Here is a 16,399-nt window from a genome sequence, read left to right as displayed (position 1 = left end):
CCGCCGATGCGAATTACCGGCGCCCGCGTGATCGTCACTTCGCCCGGCCGCAACTTCGTCACCCTGAAGATCGAGACCGACCAGGGCGTCTACGGCATCGGCGACGCCACCCTGAACGGCCGCGAAAAGTCGGTCGTCGCCTATCTGGAAGACCACGTCATCCCGGTGCTGATCGGCCGCGACGCGCGCCGCATCGAAGACATCTGGCAGTACCTCTATCGCGGGGCCTACTGGCGTCGCGGCCCGGTGACGATGCGCGCCATCGCCGCCGTCGACGTGGCCCTGTGGGACATCAAGGCCAAGGCGCTGGGCGCGCCGCTGTACGACCTGCTGGGCGGTCGCTCGCGCGACGGCGTGCTGGTCTACGGCCACGCCAACGGCAGCGACCTGGAAGACACCGTCGAGGCCGTCGGCCGCTATATCGACGCCGGCTACAAGGCCGTGCGGGCCCAGTCGGGCGTGCCGGGCCTGGACCTGGCCTACGGCGTGGGCCGCGGCGACATGTATTACGAGCCGGCCGACGCCACCCTGCCGACCGAGACCACCTGGGACACCCGCAAGTACCTGCGCTACCTGCCGACCCTGTTCGAGGCGCTGCGCAAGGAGCACGGCTTCGACGTGGCTTTGCTGCACGACGGCCACCACCGGATGACCCCGCGCGAGGCGGCCCAACTGGGCAAGAGCCTGGAGCCCTACGACCTCTTCTGGCTGGAGGATTCCACGCCGGCCGAAAACCAGGAGGCCTTCCGCCTGATCCGCCAGCACACCACCACGCCGCTGGCCGTGGGCGAGGTGTTCAACACTATCTGGGACGCCAAGGACCTGATTCAGGAACAGCTGATCGACTACATCCGCACGACCATCGTCGGGGCCGGCGGCCTGACCCACCTGCGCCGCATCGCCGACTTCGCCTCGCTGTGGTCGGTGCGCACGGGCTGCCATGGCGCGACGGACCTGTCGCCGGTGACCATGGGGGCGGCGCTGCACTTCGACACCTGGGTGCCCAACTTCGGCATCCAGGAATACATGCGCCATTCGGAAGAGACCGACGCGGTGTTCCCGCACGACTACCGGTTCGACAAGGGCATGCTCTATGTCGGCGACACGCCGGGCCACGGCGTCGACATCGACGAGGCCCTGGCCGCCAAGTACCCCTATGAGCCGCGCCAACTGCCTGTGGCCCGCCTGGAAGACGGGACGATGTGGAACTGGTAGGCGGGCTTATATGACGAGGCCGCCCTCGCATCGGCGATGGGCGGCCCTAAAACAGCAGAGGCGGAACGTCTGGGACGTTCCGCCTCTTTTTTCTTCGAGTTAGACCCGAAGGCCGTTCCTGTCAGGATCAGCCGTTGACGGCGTCCTTCAGTTGCTTGGCCGGCGTGAAGCCGACCTTCTTGCTGGCGGCGATCTCGATCGTGGCGCCGGTGGCCGGGTTGCGGCCGGTGCGGGCCGGCTTGTCCTGGACCTTGAACTTGCCGAAGCCCGGGATCGAGACTTCTTCGCCCTTCACGGCGGCGTCAGCGATGGCCTTGAAGACGCCGTCGACGATGGCCTTGGCCTGGGTCTTGGTCAGCTTGTCGTCGCTGGCGACCAGAGCTTCGGCGATATCGGCGGTGTTCATGGAGTAACTCCTTATAGAATCGGGAGAACCAGACTGACTGGTGAGATCGGCCTTGTCACGCGCCGCCATGTGACGTCAAGCGTCCGCCGCAACCGGTGGAAGGCCGAAAAAGTGCTGATCCGCCTGGTTGCACCGGCCTTGTGGCGCGGATGTGGCCTGGATCCGGGGCGGGCGCGGGGAGCTGAGCGCGGTTTACTCAGACAATAATGCGGTTTTCGGATATTGCATGTGCACGCATATCCAGATCGTCCAGTGATTGACGACGATGGGTGTCGTATATACTCCGACAAATAGTCGGCAGCTTCGCAAGGCTGCTCCAGACGCCGCTCGAGACGGCGACGAGGGAAGAAGCAGCATGACGTCGAGCAAGCCTCACCGCGTGTTCCTGGCCGGCCTGGCGGCGTTTCTGCTGATGGGAAGCGGCGAGCCGGGGCTGGCCGCCGAGCCCTCGCCCCGTACCTGGACCGCCGACAACGGCGACGGGACGTTCACCAATCCGCTATTCTACGACGAGTTCTCCGACCCCGACATGATCCGGGTGGGCGAGGACTACTACCTGACCGGCACCACCATGCACGCGATGCCGGGCCTGCCGATCCTGCGCTCGCGCGACCTGGTGAACTGGCGGTTCGTCGGCTACGCGGCCGACAGGCTGGACCTGGGCCCGAACTTCCGGCTAGAGGGCGGTGACGTCTACGGCCAAGGCTTCTGGGCGCCGAGCTTCCGCCATCACGACGGCGTCTTCCACATCTTCAGCAACGTCAACCGCGAGGCCACCTTCCACTTCACGGCCAAGGACCCGGCCGGGCCGTGGACGCGCACGCGGATGAAGCGCGGCTTCCACGACCTGTCGGTGCTGTTCGACGACGACGGCAAGGTCTACGTGGTCTGGGGCTATCGCGGCATCCGCATGGCGCAGCTGAACGCCGACCTGACCGACATCGTGCCGGGCACCGAGCGCGAGATCATCGCGCCCGGGCAGGGCATGGGCGAGGGGCTGCACTTCACCAAGGTCGGCGGCAAATACTGGATCACCAGCGCCTGGTTCGACGGGATGATGCGCCTGCCGGTGGCGCGCGCCGACCGGCCGGAAGGGCCCTACGAGGTCAATCGCGAGATCAGCGTCGGCGAGGATTTCGGCCTGGCCGAGGGCAACCGCCTGGAAGCGCCCAAGCCGCCGTTCAAGATCGTTCCGCCCGATCCCCGGCCGCGCGGCCGGACCGCCCTGCACCAGGGCGGCTACGTCCAGACGCCGAGCGGCGCGTGGTGGGGCTATTCGATGATGGACTACAACTCGGTGGGACGGCTGACGGCCCTGTCGCCGGTGACCTGGAAGGACGGCTGGCCCTATTTCGGCCTGCCGGGGAACCTGGGCCGCAACCCGCGCACCTGGGTCAAGCCCGTGGCGGGGGAAGCGCCTCACGCCCCCTACGAGCGCGGCGACGACTTCTCGGGCGGCAAGCTCAAGCCGATCTGGCAGTGGAACCACGTGCCCGTCGACGCCCGTTGGTCGCTGGCCGAGCGTTCGGGCTTCCTGCGGCTGAAGACCCTGCCGGCGGCCGACTTCTGGACGGCCCGCAACACCTTGACCCAGCGCTCTATCGGTCCGGCGTCGCGACCGCGGACGCTGCTGGACGCCTCGGGGCTGGCCGAGGGCGACGTGGCCGGGCTGGCCCTGCTGAACCTGCCCCATGCCTGGATCGGCGTGCGCAAGGTCGCCGGTGGGTTGGAGGTCGAGCAGCGCGACCAGCGTACGGGCCACAGCGCCAAGGCGAAGGTTTCGGGGACACGGATCTGGCTGCAGGCCGACGCCGACTTCATGGCCGAGACGGCGCGGTTCTCCTATTCGACTGACGGCAAGGCGTTCACGGCGCTGGGCGAGCCGATGACGATGGTGTTCCAGCTGCGCACCTTCCAGGGCGTGCGCTATGGCCTGTTCGCGTTCAACGAGGCCGGCGGCGAGGGCGGCCATGCTGACTTCGACGCCTTCGAGGTGTTCGAGCCGCATCCGCGCGGCCTGCGCCGGCCGATCCCGGACGGCCGCGAGGTGACGTTGTCGGCGCTGGGCCAGGAAAAAGTGGTGAGCGTCGAGAAGCAGCCGCTGGGGCGGGCCTTGCTGCGCGGGGCGGGCGGCTACCTGACCGTCGCCGCCGACGGGACGGTGAGCGCCTCGAAAGTGCGTGACGACAAGGCCCAGGCCTTCCAGTGGATCGAGACCCCGACGGGGGAGCTGGCTTTGATGTCGCTGGTCACAAACCGCTTCCTGCGGGTGTCGCTGGCGGGCGTTTGGACGGCCGACAGTCCTGGGCCTCAGTCCGACGGGCTGGACGGGGCAAGGTTCGTGTGGACTGAAGCTCGATAGCAAAAATCGTCATCCCGGGCGAAGGCGCGCAGCGCCGCAGACCCGGGACCCAGGGGGACTGGGCTCCGAGTCTGGGTCCACCGCCCGGCCCTGGCAGACGCAATGCGACGGCCCCTGGGTCCCGGCTCTACGCTTCGCTTCGGCCGGGATGACGGAGGAGGCGGAGGTCAAGCCGCGTCCAGCGCCGCCCGCTCCAGCACGTCGATGCGATCGGCCAGCCCCGGCGCGGGCCAGTCGAGCGCCGCCAGGGCGAGGTCGACGACGGGCGGGCGAGGCGGCGGGGCCGCCTCGATCACGGCTTCCAGAAGCTCGCTCATCGCTATTCCGCCGCCAGTTGGCCGGGCGCGCGGGTCCAGCGGTTCTCGGGAACGGGCAGGCCCAGGTGCCCGCGCAGGGTATCGTGCTCGTACTCGGTGCGGAACAGGCCGCGGGCCTGCAGGATAGGCACGACCTCCTCGCGGAACAGGGCGAAGTCGCGCGGGCGCGTCACCCGCAGGATGAAGCCGTCGGCGGCGCGGCCTTCGAACCAGCGCTGGATCTCGTTGGCGATGGTCTGGGGCGAGCCGACGAAATCGCTGCGCCAGGTCCCGAACCGCTCGGCGGCCTGGCGCAGGGTCAGGTTCTGTTCCCGCGAGATCCGCACGATGCGCTCGGCGTGACCCTTGTAGCTGTTGAGACTGAGGCCCGAGACATCGGGGAACGGCCCGTCCAGCGGGTACTGCTTGAAGTCGTGATAGCCGAAGGCGCGGCCAAGCTGGGTCAGCAGCTTGTCGATGCTGACCGATCCGCGCTGGGCTTCGGCCAGGGCGCGGGCCTCCTTGTCGGTTTCGGCGATGACGGGCGAGAGGCCCGGCAGCACGCTGATGTGGTCGGGATCGCGGCCTTGCGCGGCCGCGCGGGCCTTGAGGTCGGCGTAGTATTCCTGGGCGTCCTCGAAGCCGTCGACGCCGGCGAACACGCCCTCGGCGATGCGGGCGCCCAGGTCGCGGCCCGCGCCGCTGACCCCGGCCTGGAAGATCACCGGCTGGCCCTGGCTGGAGCGGCTCAGCGCCAGCGGCCCGGCCACCTGGAAGTGCGGGCCCTTGTGGTTCAGGGCGTGCTGCTTGTCCTTGTCGAGGAAGACGCCGGCGGCCTTGTCGCGCGGGAAGGCGTCGTCCTCGTAGCTGTCCCACAGGCCCTGGACGACGTCGACGAACTCGCCGGCCCGCTCGTAGCGCACGGCGTGGTCGAAGTGGGCGTCGCGGCCGTAGTTGCGGGCGGCGCCCTCAAGGCCCGTGGTCACCACGTTCCAGCCCGCGCGGCCCTTGCTGATGTGGTCCAGCGAGCCGAACTGGCGGGCCACGTTGTAGGGCTCCCAGTACGAGGTGGTCAGGGTGCCGACGAGGCCGATCTTCGAGGTCGAGACCGCCAGGGCCGAGAGCAGGGTCAGCGGCTCCAGCCGGTTGAGGAAGTGCGGGGCGGTGTCGGGCGTGATGAACGGGCTGTCGACGATGAAGACGAGGTCGAACTTGGCCGCCTCGGCCAGGCGGGCGTTGTCGATGTACCAGCCGATGTCGATGCTGGCGTCGCCGGCCAGGTCGGGATCGCGCCAGCTGGCGTGATCGGCGCCGACGCCTTCGAGGATGGCGCCGAGTTTCAGTTGGCGTTTCGCGGCCGTGGTCATGTTCGCCTCCGTGTCTTGGCCGCAGGCTTGCGGCGGGGGAGGGCGGGCGACAAATCAGGTGTTCTCAAGAGGCCTATTGGCGGCGTTCAACATCCTGCTTTCGCTGGGCTTTTCGAACGCCGCCGTCTGCTCGGCTGCAAGGCCGATCAGAATTACTGGGCCGGAAAGTCGGTCGAGACGCTCAAGTCCCGCCAGTGTTCCAGCTGCGCCAGCCGCCGCTGGTCGGTGTCGCGGATAATGCCGACGGCGTCGCTGCCGAGCGCGATGCGCAACGGCGGCTCGTCCATGGCGGCGATGGCGAGGATGGCCTGGGCGGCGCGGGCCGGGTCGCCGGGCTGGGTTCCGTCATAGGCCGCCTGGCGCCGGGCGGTGGCCCCGACCACGGCGTCGTACTCGGCCCGGCCGGCGCTCAGCGTCGTCGAGGCGCCGGCGAAGTCGGTGCGGAAGCCGCCCGGCTCGACGATGGTCACCCTGACGCCGACCAGGGCCATCTCGAGCGCCAGGGACTCCGAAAAGCCCTCCACGCCCCACTTGGCGGCCGAGTAGGGCGCGCGGCCCGGGGCGCCGATCCGTCCGCCGACGGACGACAGCTGGATCACGTGGCCGGATCCCTGCCGCCGCATCAGCGGGATCGCCGCCTTGGTGACGATGATCGTGCCGAAGAGATTGGTCTCGATCTGGCGGCGGAAGTCGTCGAGCGAGGTGTCCTCCACCGAGCCGACGTCGCCGTAGCCGGCGTTGTTTACCACCACGTCGAGCCGGCCGAAGGCCTGCGCCGCCAGGGCCACGGCGCTTTCGGCCGCGGCCGGATCCGAAACGTCGAGGCCCGCCAGCCGCACGGCGTCGCCGTGGCGCTGGGCGAGGTCTTCGAGGGCGCGGGGATCGCGGGCGGTGGCCACCAGCCGGTCGCCTGCGGCCAGCACCGCTTCGGCCAGGGCGCGTCCGAGACCGCGCGAGGCCCCGGTGATCAGCCATGTCTTGGTCATGGGCTTGTCCTTCTTCCGTTCGTTACTGGGCCTTGGCGGCGACTTCGATCAGGGCCGAGACCGCGTGCGGGTGCGAGATCATCACCACGTGCGAGGCGCCGGGCACGGTCACCACCTGCTTGGCATGCGCGCGGTCGGCCATGAACGCCATGGCGGCCGGCGGGATGTTGCGGTCGCCGCCGCCCCAGACCCACCAGGACGGGATGGTCTTCCAGGCGGCCGAGACGGCCTTCTCGCCGCCGGCGGCGTCGGTCAGCGGGCGCTGGGCGATCGCCATCAGGTGGGCCTTGGCCAGCGGCACGTCGGCGGCGAACTGGGCGGGGAACTTGTCCTGCCGGATATAGAGATCGTGGACGCCGCCGGGCAGGTCGACCGGCTTGTCGAGGGCGGCGGGCAGGGTGGAGCCGGGGAACTTGCCGGCCAGCTCGAAGGTGCTCTCGCCGACCTCCGGGGCGAAGGCGGCGACATAGACCAGCGCCTTGACGTTGGCCGCGCCGTCGGCGGCGGCCGAGATCACCGTGCCGCCGTAGGAGTGGCCGACCAGCACCACCGGGCCGGGGATGGAGTTGATCACCGTGCGCACGGCGGCGGCGTCGCTGGCCGCGCCGCGCAGCGGGTTGGCGGCCGAGACCACGCGATAGCCGTCGCGGCGGAGGTCGGCGACCACGCCGTCCCAGCTGCTGGAGTCGGCGAAGGCGCCGTGCACCAGAACCACCGTCGGCTTGGCGGCGGGCGGCGCAGCGGCCTGGGCGGCGGCCAGGCCGGTCAGGGCGAAGGCGAAGGAAAGGGCGAGGGCTTTCTTGGACATGGAGGCTCTCCTTTAGGCGTGCGGAAGGGTTCGGCCGTGGGGCCGTTCAGGGTTTCAGGTCTGACGAAGGGGGGCGGGTTAGCCGAAGGTGAAGGCGTAGGCGCGGACGCCGGGATCGAGGAACTCGATCGTAAAGCCGTGGTCGGCGACGGGGCGAGACTGGCGGACGAGCTGGTACATGCGGGGCCGGTCGATCACGCCGGTTCCGTCTGCCGTCACGTCCCAGCCGTGGTCGGAACCCGGCGCCCGGCCGTCCAGCTGGACGCGGTAGCGTACGGGTCGGCCCGGCTGGTCGGGCGCCAGCACCATGTGCAGGTCGCGGGCGTGGAAGCGGCTGGCGATCACGGCGCCGGGCGCGAGGCTGGTGGTGAATTCCTCGCCGGCCCGCCATTCGCCGGCCAGACCCCAGCGGTTGAGGTCGAGGGCGCCGGGCAGGCGGTAGGCCTTGGCGGCGTCCTGGCGCAGGCCGCCGGGCGAGGCGAAGGCGTCGGCCTTTCCCCAGCCGATATAGCTCTCGGGCGAGCCCAGCTCGGCGAAGTCCGGCGCGCCTTCGGGACCGGCGGCCTTGATCGGCGACAGGCCCTGCGCGATCACCGGACGAGGGATGTCGGCCAGCAGGGCCTGGATGCGCCGCTCGTGGCGGTCGTAGTCGCCTTCGCCCGCCGCATGGCCGCGCACCTTGCCGTCGGCGCCGACGAAGTAGAAGGCCGGCCAGGCGTTGTTGCCGTAGGCCCGCCAGATCCGCCAGTCGCTGTCGAGCACGACCGGGAACGGAACGTCCAGGTCGCCGAGGGCCTGGCGCACGTTGGCGAGGTCCTTCTCGAAGGCGAATTCGGGCGTGTGGACGCCGATCACCACCAGGCCTCGGTCGCGGTAGCGGGCATGCCAGGCGCGCAGATAGGGCAGGACCCGCAGGCTGTTGATGCAGGAATAGGTCCAGAAGGCGACCAGCACGACCTTGCCGGCCAGGGCCTTGGGCGTCGGCGCTGGGCCGTTCAGCCATTGGGGCGACAGGGAAAGGGCGTCCAGAGCCGAGGACGAGCCGCTGGCCCAGGCCAGGGCCTTGCGGGCCGGCGGCAGGCCGATGGCGGCGGCGACCGACAGCGGGACGAGGCCGACGGCGGCGCCCTTCAGCCAGTCGCGGCGGGAGAGATGTTCGGATCGGGTCACGACGACCGCTCCTTGAAAACGAAGCTTCAGGCCGCCCAGCGGGCGACGTCCAGGATGGCGCGGGCGAAGTCCCGCGGCGCTTCCTGGGGCAGGTTGTGGCCGACGCCGCCGCCGACATCGCGGTGCTCGTAGCGGCCCTTGAACTTGCCGGCATAGGCGGCCGGCGGCGGGTGCGGGGCGGCGTTGCCGTCGCCTTCCATGGTGATAGTCGGCACGGTGATGGCCGGGCCTTGGGCGAGCTTGGCCTCCAGCGCGTCGAAGCGGGCCTCGCCCTGCGCCAGGCCCAGCCGCCAACGGTAGTTGTGGATGGTGATGGCCACGTGGTCGGGATTGGCCAGCGAGGCGGCCGAGCGGGCGAAGGTCGCGTCGTCGAACGCCCACCTGGGCGAGGCGGTCTTCCAGATCAGCCGGGCGAAGGCGTCGCGGTTCTGGGCGTAGCCCTTCGCGCCGCGCTCGGTGGCGAAATAGAACTGGTACCACCAGGAAAGCTCGGCCTCGGGGGGCAGGGGGGCGGCGTTGGCCGCCTGGCTGCCGATCAGATAGCCGCTGACGCTGACCAGGGCCGAGCAGCGGTCGGGCCACAGGGCCGCGACGATGCAGGCCGTGCGCGCGCCCCAGTCGAAGCCGCCGATCACGGCCTTGCCGATGTTCAGCGCGTCCATCAGGGCGATGACGTCGACGGCGAGGGCGGCCTGCTGGCCGTTGCGCGGGGCGGCGTCGGAGACGAAGCGGGTGGTTCCGTAGCCGCGCAGGTGCGGGACGATCACCCGCTTGCCGGCCGCCGCCAGGATCGGGGCGACCTCGGCGAAGGCGTGGATGTCGTAAGGCCAGCCGTGCAGCAGGATCACCGGCGCGCCGTCGGCCGGACCGGCCTCTGCATAGCCGATGACCAGATCGGGGGTCGTGACCTGGCGCAGGGTCCAGGCGGGCGCAGGGGCGGCGGCCGTGGCGGCGACGGCGCGGGAGGCGAGGCCCGCGGCGCCGGCGATGGCGACGGCCTGCAGCAGGCGGCGGCGGGGAAGGTCGAACGTCGAGGTCATGGGGCGTGCCTAGTGCTGGTGGCCGGCGGGGGCGGCCGGAACGACGAAGCGGATCGTGGCGCTGTCGAGCGGGCGATGATTGGCGTCGGCGAGCGTGATTTGAACGCTGTGCGACCCGGGCGTCAGGCCGACCAGGATGATCGGCTCGCCGCTGGCGTCGGCCCAGTGCCAGGGGGCGTCGTCGACGGTGACATGCACGTGGCCGATGCGGGGCGTGACGGCCAGGGCGGCGGGGCCGAACACCGGCTCGATGCGCAGGTTCTCGGCCCGGTACTGGATGAACACCCGGCCCTGTGACAGGGGACCCGGCAGGGGCGGATCGACGACCAGGCGCGCGGGCGGCTGGGGCGTGGTCAGCGGCACGACGCCGGCGGGGCCCAGGACCTCTGCGGCCGACAGGTTCGGCAGGCTCTGGGCGAAGGCGGGGCCGGCCAGCAGGGCGGTGGCCAAGGCGAGGAAGAAGGGCTTACGCATGGCGAACCTCGCCGGCGCGGGCCACGGCGTCCTGGGCGAAGGCGGCGACCGCGCAGGCCGCGCCGCCGATGACGGCGGCCGAGCCCAGCATCGCCAGGGTCGAGGCCGAGGGAGCCAGGCCCGAATAGAAGAAGCTGGTCAGGCCCAGGAAATAGGCCAGCGGATTGTTGATCGGCGCGATCTCGCGCAGCGACAGCACGACGATGACGACGCCGATCACGGCGAGCGGCGTGGCCAGCAGGCCGAGGGCGGGCGTCATGGCCCCGATCAGCAGGGCGGTTCCTGCGCCCAGCGCCAGGCCCAGCAGGTGCGAGACGGTGTTGGCCAGTCCCCCGCGCAGGTCGTCGCCCGCCAGGTTGAAGGCGGCCCAGCCCAGGAACATGGCCGGCGGCGGGAGCATGACCGAGGTCACGCCCAGGGTGGCGATCCCCGCGACGGCGGCGACGCTGAGCGAGACGGCGTGGAACTGCGCGGACTTCGGCGTGGCGAAGGCGGAGAGGGCGGGCAAGGCGGGCATGGGGGCGTGTCCTTGGGTTCGGGGAGGGCGGATGGAGGCGCCGCGGCTTGAGGGCGAAGCGGGGCGGCGCCTCGGGTCTTCCAGGTCAGATCAGGCGGGTCAGATCAGGTTCAGGGTCACGCCGATGTTGCCGCGCGTGGCCTTGGAGTAGGGGCAGGTCTGGTGGGCGGCCTCGACCAGGGCGCGGGCGACGTCGGCGGACAGGCCCGGCAGGCTGACGTTCAGGCGGGCCTGCAACTGGTAGCCCTCGCCTGACTTGCCCAGGTCGACCTCGGCGTCGACGGCGACGTCGGCGGGCAGGGCAACGCCTTGGGCGCGGGCGGCCAGGCCCATGGCGCCGATGAAGCAGGCCGACCAGCCGGCGGCGAACAACTGCTCGGGGTTCGTGCCCGGGCCGGCGCCGCCGGGGGGCGATAGGCGGACGTCCAGCTTGCCGTCGTCGCTGCGGGCAGCGCCGTCGCGGCCGCCGGTGACGTGGGTGCGACCGGTGTAGAGGACGGTGTCGATGGTGGTTTGCGGGGCGGTGGTCATGTCGATCTCCTTTTCAATCGGATCCGATGTAATCGGTACCGACTTCATAGATCGAAGTTTCGCACATCGTCAACCTTCCGATTTGATCGGATCCGATTTATATTTGTCCCGAACCGCCGCGAACCGCCCGCGGCCCCCGAAATGCAAGGCTCCGATGACGACCTCCGCCCCGCCTGTCGCCTCTTTGGGCAAAGCCCCCAGGCTCGCCGACTTCCTGTGCTTCGCCGTCTATTCGGCGAACCTCGCCTATGGCCGCGCCTACAAGCCGATCCTCGACGAGCTGGGCGTGACCTACACCCAGTGGATCATCATCGTGGCGCTGTGGGAGGAGGACGGCCAGAGCGTGAAGAGCCTGGGCGACAAGCTCTTCCTGGAAAGCAACACCCTGACCCCGATCCTCAAGAAGCTGGAGAGCCTGGGCTTCCTGCAGCGTCGCCGCGACCCGTCGGATGAGCGCCAGGTGATCATCAGCCTGACGCAAGCCGGTCGCGACCTGCGCGAAAAGGGCGGCCAGAAGACCCTGGTCAAGGCCACGGGCCTGGAGCCCGACGAGTTCCGCCAGGTGCAGAAGACCATCACCCGCGTGCGCGACAACCTGATCGCCCACGTCGCCAACGACGCGTGAGTGGAGGCGTTCTTCCCGAAGGGGGAGCTGTCGCGGAGCGACTGAGGGGGAAGCGGACTGTGAGGCAGCGGCAGCTTTGAAGTCCGAAGCCAATTCCTCTCCGGCCCTTCGGGCCTCCTCCCCTTCAGGGGGAGGATCTTGGCGCTTGCCCCCACGTTGCGGGCGTCGGTGAAGCTTGGTATCGGTTGAAACGTTCGTTTGAAACCGTGAGCCGCGCATGTTCCGCTTCACCACCGCCGACGGCCTGTCGATCGCCTGCCATGAATGGGGCGAGGACGCCGCGCGGCCTCCGGTCGTGCTGCATCACGGCTTTTCGGCCAGCGGCCTGATCAACTGGAAGGCGCCGGGGATCGTCGATGCGCTGCTCGCGGCCGGCCGGCGGGTGATCGCCATCGACGCCCGGGGCCATGGCGCGTCGGACAAGCCGCACGATCCGGCCTTCTACGGCGAGGCGCGGATGGCGCGCGACGTCTCCGAGCTGATCGACCACCTGGACGTCCCGGCCATCGACCTGGCCGGCTATTCCATGGGGGCGATCGTCAGCCTGATCTGCGCCAGCCAGGAGCCGCGCGTGCGCCGCCTCGTGACCGGCGGGGTGGGCGAGGGTGTGGTGGCCACCGGCGGCGTCGATACCCGCCATGTGCCCAGCAACGCGATCGTCCAGGCCCTGCTGGTCGAGGATGTGTCCATGATCGAGCATCCGGCCGCCGCGCCGTTCCGGCTGTTCGCCGACGCCATCGGCGCCGACCGCAAGGCCCTGGCCGCCCAGGCCAGCGTCGTCCACGCCCAGCCGATCGCGCTGGACCGCATCACGGCCCCGACCCTGGTCGTCGCCGGCGACGACGACCCGCTGGCCGTGCATCCCGAGCGCCTGGCCGCGGTGATCCCGGGCGCGCGCTCGCTGCTGGTGAGCGGCGACCATCGCTCGGCCGTGGCCGCGCCGGCCTTTGCCCGAGCGATCGTCGAGTTCCTGGCCGGCTAAGCCTTGCCCGGCCGATAGCGGTCGATCTCGATGCCGTGGCGGCGCAGCTTGTCGTAGAAGGTCTTGCGCGGCGTCTGCAGCAGCGCCATCGCCGTGCGGGCGTCGCCGCCGCAGGCCGCCAGGGTCTCGCGGATGACCATCGCCTCGTAGCGGCCGGTGCGGTCGGAAAGGCTCTCGGCTGACCCCTGCGCGCCGCCGTCCTCGCCGACCAGCGCCGAGGGCAGGCCCAGCGCCACGCGCTCTGCGTAGTGCGCCAACTCCCGCACATTGCCCGGCCAGTCGTGGCCCAGCAGGTGGTCGCGGGTCGTCGCCGTCAGGCGCGGGGCGGGGCGTCGCAGCCGCGCGGCGGCCTCGGCCAGGAAGTGGCCGAACAGCGCCGGCACGTCCTCGCGGCGCTCGCGCAGCGGCGGCACGACCAGGGTGACCACGTTCAGGCGGTAGTAGAGGTCGGCGCGAAAGGCGCCCTCGCGCACGGCTTCGGCAAGGTCGACCTTGCTGGCCGCGATGATCCGCAGGTCCAGGTGCCGAGGCTCGGCCGCGCCGACCGGCCAGATCTCGCGCTCCTCGACCACCCGCAGAAGCTTGGCCTGCATGGAGGGCGACAGGCCCTCGATCTCGTCGAGGAACAATACGCCGCGATCGGCGCGCTCGATGCGGCCGGTGCTGGGGCGGGCCGAACCGCCGGCCGCGCCGAACAGTTCGGTCTCGAACACCGCCTCGGGCAGGGCGGCGCAGTTGACGGTGACCATCGGCCGGCTCCGCCGCGCGCCGCCGCGATGCAGGGCGTGGGCGACCAGGCCCTTGCCGGCCCCGGTCTCGCCCTGGATCAGCACGTCGACCTCGGCCTCGGCCAACTGGGCGATGGTGGCTCGCAGCCTTTGCATCACCGGCGTGTCGCCCAGCAGCGGCGAGCCGCCGCCGGCCTGGGCGGCGGCCTCGAGGCGGCGGTTGTCGAGCACCAGGCTCCGCTTCTCCAGGGCCCGCGCCAGGGCGGCGGTCAGGCGCTCCATCGGGAAGGGCTTGGAGACGAAGTCGTAAGCCCCGTCCTGCAACGCCGCCACGGCCATGGCCACGTCGCCGTGGCCGGTGATCAGCAGTACGGGGATGTCGGGGTCGATGGCCCGCGCGCGCTCGAACAGCGCCAGGCCGTCCATGCCCGGCATGCGCACGTCGGTGACCACGGCGCCGTCGAAGTCGCGGGTCAGGGTCTTCAGCGCCGCCGGCGCGTTGTCGAAGGCCGCCACCTCGTAGCCGCGCAGCTCCAGGCCCTGGGCCACCGCGCCGCGCAGGGCGTCGTCGTCGTCGACGAGCAGGATCTTGCCGGCGGGGGAGCTCATGGAACGGCCTTGCGCAGGGTCAGGGTGAAGGTCGCGCCGGCGCCGGGCGCCGAGGCGGCCGTCAGTTCGCCGCCGAAGCCGGCGGCGATGTCGTGGGCGATCACGAGGCCCAGGCCCAGGCCCCGGGGCTTGGTGGTCAGGAACGGCGTGAACAGGGCGCGCTCGACCTCGGGCGCGAGGCCCGGGCCGTTGTCGGCGACGGCGATCCGCACGGCGTCCTCGGTCTCGCTGACGGTCAGGGTGACGGCGCCGTCGGGCCGGTCCTCCACCGCCTCGAAGGCGTTCTGCAGCAGATTGACCAGCACCTGCTCGAGCCGGACCCGTTCGCCCAGCACGGCCAGGCCCGGCGTCTCGCCCTTGCGCACCAGGCGGGCCTGCTGCCGGCGCGAGCGGCTGGCGGTCAGCAGCACCGAGCCGTCGATCACCTCGCTGACCAGGGTCGGCTCGACCCGGCCGTCGGCCTTGCGCGAGAAGGCGCGAAGCTCGTCGGTGATGCGGCCGATGCGCTCGGTCATCGACGCGATGGCGGTGAGGTTCTCGCCGGCCGCCTCGGCGCGGCCCCGGGCGATCAGCAGGAGGCCGTTGTCGGCGTTGGCGCGGATAGCCGCGACCGGCTGATTGATCTCGTGGGCCACGCCGGCGGCGATCTGGCCCAGCGACGCCAGCTTGTTGGCCTGCACAAGGTCGGCCTGCAGCGAGCGCAACCGGGTCTCGGCGTGCTGGCGCTCGTCGACCTCGTGCGAGAGGGCGCGGTTGGCCTGGGTCAGTTCATGGGTGCGGGCCTCGACGCGGCGTTCCAGCTCCAGCCGGGTCTCGCGGTCGCGAAGGGCGGCCAGGTGGACGCGGCGGCGGCGCACCCAAAGCCACAGCAGGGCCGCGCTGAGCAGGGTCCAGACCAGGGCGGTGATCCAGCGCGCGGCGTCGGCGGTCTGGTCGGCGGGGGCGGCCGGGCTGAGCAGATGCAGGGTCCAGCCGGGGGCGACGTCGGGCAGGCGGGTCTCGATCTGGCGGTCGGCCGGGGCGATGTCGGTGCGGGCGACGCCGTCGCCGCGTCGGGATCGCAAGGGCAGGGGATCGAAGGTCGCCTCGCCGAACTGGCCCTGGGTCCGCAGCGCCTGGCGGGCGGCCGGCGACAGGGGCGCGCGGGTGTGGAAGCGCCATTTCGGTTCGCTGGTGATCAGCACCAGGCCCTGGTCGTCCACGACGAAGGCCGGTTCGCCGATGGCGCGCCAGGCGGCCTCGACGGCGTCGAACTCCAGCTTGACCACGACGACGCCTAGCGGACCGTCGGGGCCCTCGACACGGCGCGCCAGGTAGAGGCCGGGCTTGCGGCTGACCGTGCCCAGGGCGAACTGCTCGGCGTACCCGCTGCGCAGGGCCTGCGCGAAATAGGGCCGGAAGCCGTAGTTCGAGCCGAGGAAGCTGGTCGGCTGGCGCCAGTTGCTGGCCGCGGCGGTGAAGCCGTCGGCGGCCACCACATAGATCACCGCCGCGCGGGTCTGGGCGCCCAACTGCTCCAGCTTGCGCGACAGGGCTTCCAGCCGGCGCGGGTCGCGGGTGGCCAGGGCCGTTCCCAGGTCGGCGTCATCGGCCAGCACCAGGGGCAGGGCGCGCTGCTTGTCGAGCTCGCTGCGCAGCACCGCCGCGTGCAGGGCCGCCGAGGCGTTGGCGCGCGCCCGCAAGGTGGTCATGGCGCGGTCATGGGCCAGGCTTCCCACGGCCAGGACGAGGACGGCGCCGATCAGTACGGCGATCGCCGCGAACAGGGCCAGGCCCTGGCGCGAGATGCTGCGCTCGGGCGCGGACCGCGTATCGACGGCGCTTGGATCTGGTTGTGTCATATTCCACACGGGTGCGGTTCTGCGTGGGTGAAATATGGCACGAAGAACGTGGGCGTGACGAGGCGGAATCTGGAATTTCTTTCGAACATTCATGGGCTTGGTTCGGAATTTCGAAATCGGCTCACGGCGGCGGGGAAATCCCGCACTCTTAAACCAAGCGCCCGACCTTCAAAGGACGCGCGAGGAAACGAGAGCCAGGAGCCGCCCGATGATCCCGCAGACGAACGCCGCCGGAGGCGCGCCGCCTCGCCAGGGGCCGTGGTACACCCACCTCTATGTGCAGGTGCTGGTCGCCATCGTGGCGGGGGCGCTGATCGGCCACTTCTGGCCCAAGTTCGGGGCCGACCTGAAGCCGCTGGGCGACGCCTTCATCAAGCTGGTGAAGATGGTCATCGCCCCGGTGATCTTCCTGACCGTGGTCACCGGCATCGCCGGCATGCGC

17 protein-coding genes are annotated in these 16,399 nt (G+C 70.8%); 5 read left to right on the top strand and 12 right to left on the bottom strand.

What is annotated here, in order from left to right:
- The first annotated feature begins 6 nt into the window (after positions 1-6).
- Positions 7-1,215 (top strand): D-mannonate dehydratase ManD, encoded by a 1,209-nt coding sequence (gene manD, locus DDF62_RS19860; RefSeq protein WP_116490704.1) that lies wholly within the window; start codon positions 7-9, stop codon positions 1,213-1,215.
- Between the two features lie 127 nt (positions 1,216-1,342).
- On the opposite strand, the gene DDF62_RS19855 is transcribed toward manD, so the two are convergent.
- Positions 1,343-1,621 (bottom strand): HU family DNA-binding protein, encoded by a 279-nt coding sequence (locus DDF62_RS19855; protein WP_101715906.1) that lies wholly within the window; start codon positions 1,619-1,621, stop codon positions 1,343-1,345.
- 355 nt (positions 1,622-1,976) lie between these two features.
- On the opposite strand from DDF62_RS19855, the gene DDF62_RS19850 reads away from it, so the two are divergent.
- Positions 1,977-3,983 carry a glycoside hydrolase family 43 protein gene (locus DDF62_RS19850; protein ID WP_244286882.1) on the top strand — a complete coding sequence of 669 codons (2,007 nt, stop codon included), beginning with the start codon at positions 1,977-1,979 and terminating at the stop codon, positions 3,981-3,983.
- A 167-nt stretch (positions 3,984-4,150) separates the two neighbouring features.
- On the opposite strand, the gene DDF62_RS25735 is transcribed toward DDF62_RS19850, so the two are convergent.
- The 9 genes from DDF62_RS25735 to DDF62_RS19810 form a co-directional block, all read right to left on the bottom strand.
- Entirely contained in the window at positions 4,151-4,300 is a 150-nt protein-coding gene (locus DDF62_RS25735; protein ID WP_165832308.1) for a hypothetical protein, read from the bottom strand.
- A gap of 2 nt (positions 4,301-4,302) precedes the next feature.
- Positions 4,303-5,646 carry an LLM class flavin-dependent oxidoreductase gene (locus DDF62_RS19845; protein ID WP_116490703.1) on the bottom strand — a complete coding sequence of 448 codons (1,344 nt, stop codon included), beginning with the start codon at positions 5,644-5,646 and terminating at the stop codon, positions 4,303-4,305.
- A 152-nt stretch (positions 5,647-5,798) separates the two neighbouring features.
- A complete protein-coding gene (locus DDF62_RS19840; protein ID WP_116490702.1) occupies positions 5,799-6,632 on the bottom strand; it encodes an oxidoreductase in 834 nt (277 codons plus the stop codon).
- A 22-nt stretch (positions 6,633-6,654) separates the two neighbouring features.
- Entirely contained in the window at positions 6,655-7,440 is a 786-nt protein-coding gene (locus tag DDF62_RS19835; protein WP_116490701.1) for an alpha/beta fold hydrolase, read from the bottom strand.
- Between the two features lie 78 nt (positions 7,441-7,518).
- Positions 7,519-8,610 carry a redoxin domain-containing protein gene (locus DDF62_RS19830; RefSeq protein ID WP_123059544.1) on the bottom strand — a complete coding sequence of 364 codons (1,092 nt, stop codon included), beginning with the start codon at positions 8,608-8,610 and terminating at the stop codon, positions 7,519-7,521.
- A gap of 26 nt (positions 8,611-8,636) precedes the next feature.
- Positions 8,637-9,650, bottom strand: coding sequence for an alpha/beta fold hydrolase (locus DDF62_RS19825; RefSeq protein WP_116490699.1), 1,014 nt, complete (start codon positions 9,648-9,650; stop codon positions 8,637-8,639).
- A gap of 9 nt (positions 9,651-9,659) precedes the next feature.
- Positions 9,660-10,124, bottom strand: a complete 465-nt coding sequence (locus DDF62_RS19820; protein WP_116490698.1) for a DUF6130 family protein — start codon at positions 10,122-10,124, stop codon at positions 9,660-9,662.
- Positions 10,117-10,641: a DUF1097 domain-containing protein gene (locus tag DDF62_RS19815; RefSeq protein ID WP_116490697.1), complete on the bottom strand. Its 525-nt coding sequence runs from the start codon at positions 10,639-10,641 to the stop codon at positions 10,117-10,119. Before DDF62_RS19815 ends, DDF62_RS19820 begins: the two co-directional genes overlap by 8 nt.
- 99 nt (positions 10,642-10,740) lie before the next feature.
- The gene (locus tag DDF62_RS19810) at positions 10,741-11,172 is read right to left on the bottom strand and encodes an organic hydroperoxide resistance protein (protein ID WP_116490696.1); all 432 of its coding nucleotides are present in this window, start codon (positions 11,170-11,172) and stop codon (positions 10,741-10,743) included.
- Between the two features lie 154 nt (positions 11,173-11,326).
- Here DDF62_RS19810 and DDF62_RS19805 point away from each other — a divergent pair, with 154 nt between their 5' ends.
- Together DDF62_RS19805 and DDF62_RS19800 are read left to right on the top strand one after the other, a co-directional pair.
- Complete coding sequence (locus DDF62_RS19805) at positions 11,327-11,797, top strand: MarR family winged helix-turn-helix transcriptional regulator (RefSeq protein ID WP_116490695.1); 471 nt, start codon at positions 11,327-11,329, stop codon at positions 11,795-11,797.
- 217 nt (positions 11,798-12,014) lie between these two features.
- Positions 12,015-12,779 carry an alpha/beta fold hydrolase gene (locus DDF62_RS19800; protein ID WP_116490694.1) on the top strand — a complete coding sequence of 255 codons (765 nt, stop codon included), beginning with the start codon at positions 12,015-12,017 and terminating at the stop codon, positions 12,777-12,779.
- Here the strand turns inward: DDF62_RS19800 and DDF62_RS19795 are convergent.
- Positions 12,776-14,116, bottom strand: coding sequence for a sigma-54-dependent transcriptional regulator (locus DDF62_RS19795; RefSeq protein ID WP_116490693.1), 1,341 nt, complete (start codon positions 14,114-14,116; stop codon positions 12,776-12,778). The two genes, DDF62_RS19800 and DDF62_RS19795, sit on opposite strands and share 4 nt — an antisense overlap.
- Positions 14,113-15,957 carry a sensor histidine kinase gene (locus tag DDF62_RS19790; RefSeq protein ID WP_116490692.1) on the bottom strand — a complete coding sequence of 615 codons (1,845 nt, stop codon included), beginning with the start codon at positions 15,955-15,957 and terminating at the stop codon, positions 14,113-14,115. The genes DDF62_RS19795 and DDF62_RS19790 overlap by 4 nt, the downstream gene beginning before the upstream one ends.
- A gap of 208 nt (positions 15,958-16,165) precedes the next feature.
- On the opposite strand from DDF62_RS19790, the gene DDF62_RS19785 reads away from it, so the two are divergent.
- The coding region (locus DDF62_RS19785; RefSeq protein ID WP_133244865.1) for a cation:dicarboxylate symporter family transporter at positions 16,166-16,399 on the top strand (234 nt) is incomplete at its 3' end.

Source organism: Caulobacter radicis (genome assembly GCF_003094615.1).
GTDB classification, from domain to species: domain Bacteria; phylum Pseudomonadota; class Alphaproteobacteria; order Caulobacterales; family Caulobacteraceae; genus Caulobacter; species Caulobacter radicis.
This window is presented reverse-complemented; position numbering and strand designations above follow the sequence as displayed.

What these genes read in the sequence shown, in the direction of transcription:
- manD (WP_116490704.1), top strand. Translation starts at nt 7, where the DNA reads ATGCGAATTACCGGCGCCCGCGTGATCGTCACTTCGCCCGGCCGCAAC.
- DDF62_RS19855 (WP_101715906.1), bottom strand. Translation starts at nt 1,621, where the DNA reads ATGAACACCGCCGATATCGCCGAAGCTCTGGTCGCCAGCGACGACAAG.
- DDF62_RS19850 (WP_244286882.1), top strand. Translation starts at nt 1,977, where the DNA reads ATGACGTCGAGCAAGCCTCACCGCGTGTTCCTGGCCGGCCTGGCGGCG.
- DDF62_RS25735 (WP_165832308.1), bottom strand. Translation starts at nt 4,300, where the DNA reads ATGAGCGAGCTTCTGGAAGCCGTGATCGAGGCGGCCCCGCCGCCTCGC.
- DDF62_RS19845 (WP_116490703.1), bottom strand. Translation starts at nt 5,646, where the DNA reads ATGACCACGGCCGCGAAACGCCAACTGAAACTCGGCGCCATCCTCGAA.
- DDF62_RS19840 (WP_116490702.1), bottom strand. Translation starts at nt 6,632, where the DNA reads ATGACCAAGACATGGCTGATCACCGGGGCCTCGCGCGGTCTCGGACGC.
- DDF62_RS19835 (WP_116490701.1), bottom strand. Translation starts at nt 7,440, where the DNA reads ATGTCCAAGAAAGCCCTCGCCCTTTCCTTCGCCTTCGCCCTGACCGGC.
- DDF62_RS19825 (WP_116490699.1), bottom strand. Translation starts at nt 9,650, where the DNA reads ATGACCTCGACGTTCGACCTTCCCCGCCGCCGCCTGCTGCAGGCCGTC.
- DDF62_RS19820 (WP_116490698.1), bottom strand. Translation starts at nt 10,124, where the DNA reads ATGCGTAAGCCCTTCTTCCTCGCCTTGGCCACCGCCCTGCTGGCCGGC.
- DDF62_RS19815 (WP_116490697.1), bottom strand. Translation starts at nt 10,641, where the DNA reads ATGCCCGCCTTGCCCGCCCTCTCCGCCTTCGCCACGCCGAAGTCCGCG.
- DDF62_RS19810 (WP_116490696.1), bottom strand. Translation starts at nt 11,172, where the DNA reads ATGACCACCGCCCCGCAAACCACCATCGACACCGTCCTCTACACCGGT.
- DDF62_RS19805 (WP_116490695.1), top strand. Translation starts at nt 11,327, where the DNA reads ATGACGACCTCCGCCCCGCCTGTCGCCTCTTTGGGCAAAGCCCCCAGG.
- DDF62_RS19800 (WP_116490694.1), top strand. Translation starts at nt 12,015, where the DNA reads ATGTTCCGCTTCACCACCGCCGACGGCCTGTCGATCGCCTGCCATGAA.
- DDF62_RS19795 (WP_116490693.1), bottom strand. Translation starts at nt 14,116, where the DNA reads ATGAGCTCCCCCGCCGGCAAGATCCTGCTCGTCGACGACGACGACGCC.
- DDF62_RS19790 (WP_116490692.1), bottom strand. Translation starts at nt 15,957, where the DNA reads ATGACACAACCAGATCCAAGCGCCGTCGATACGCGGTCCGCGCCCGAG.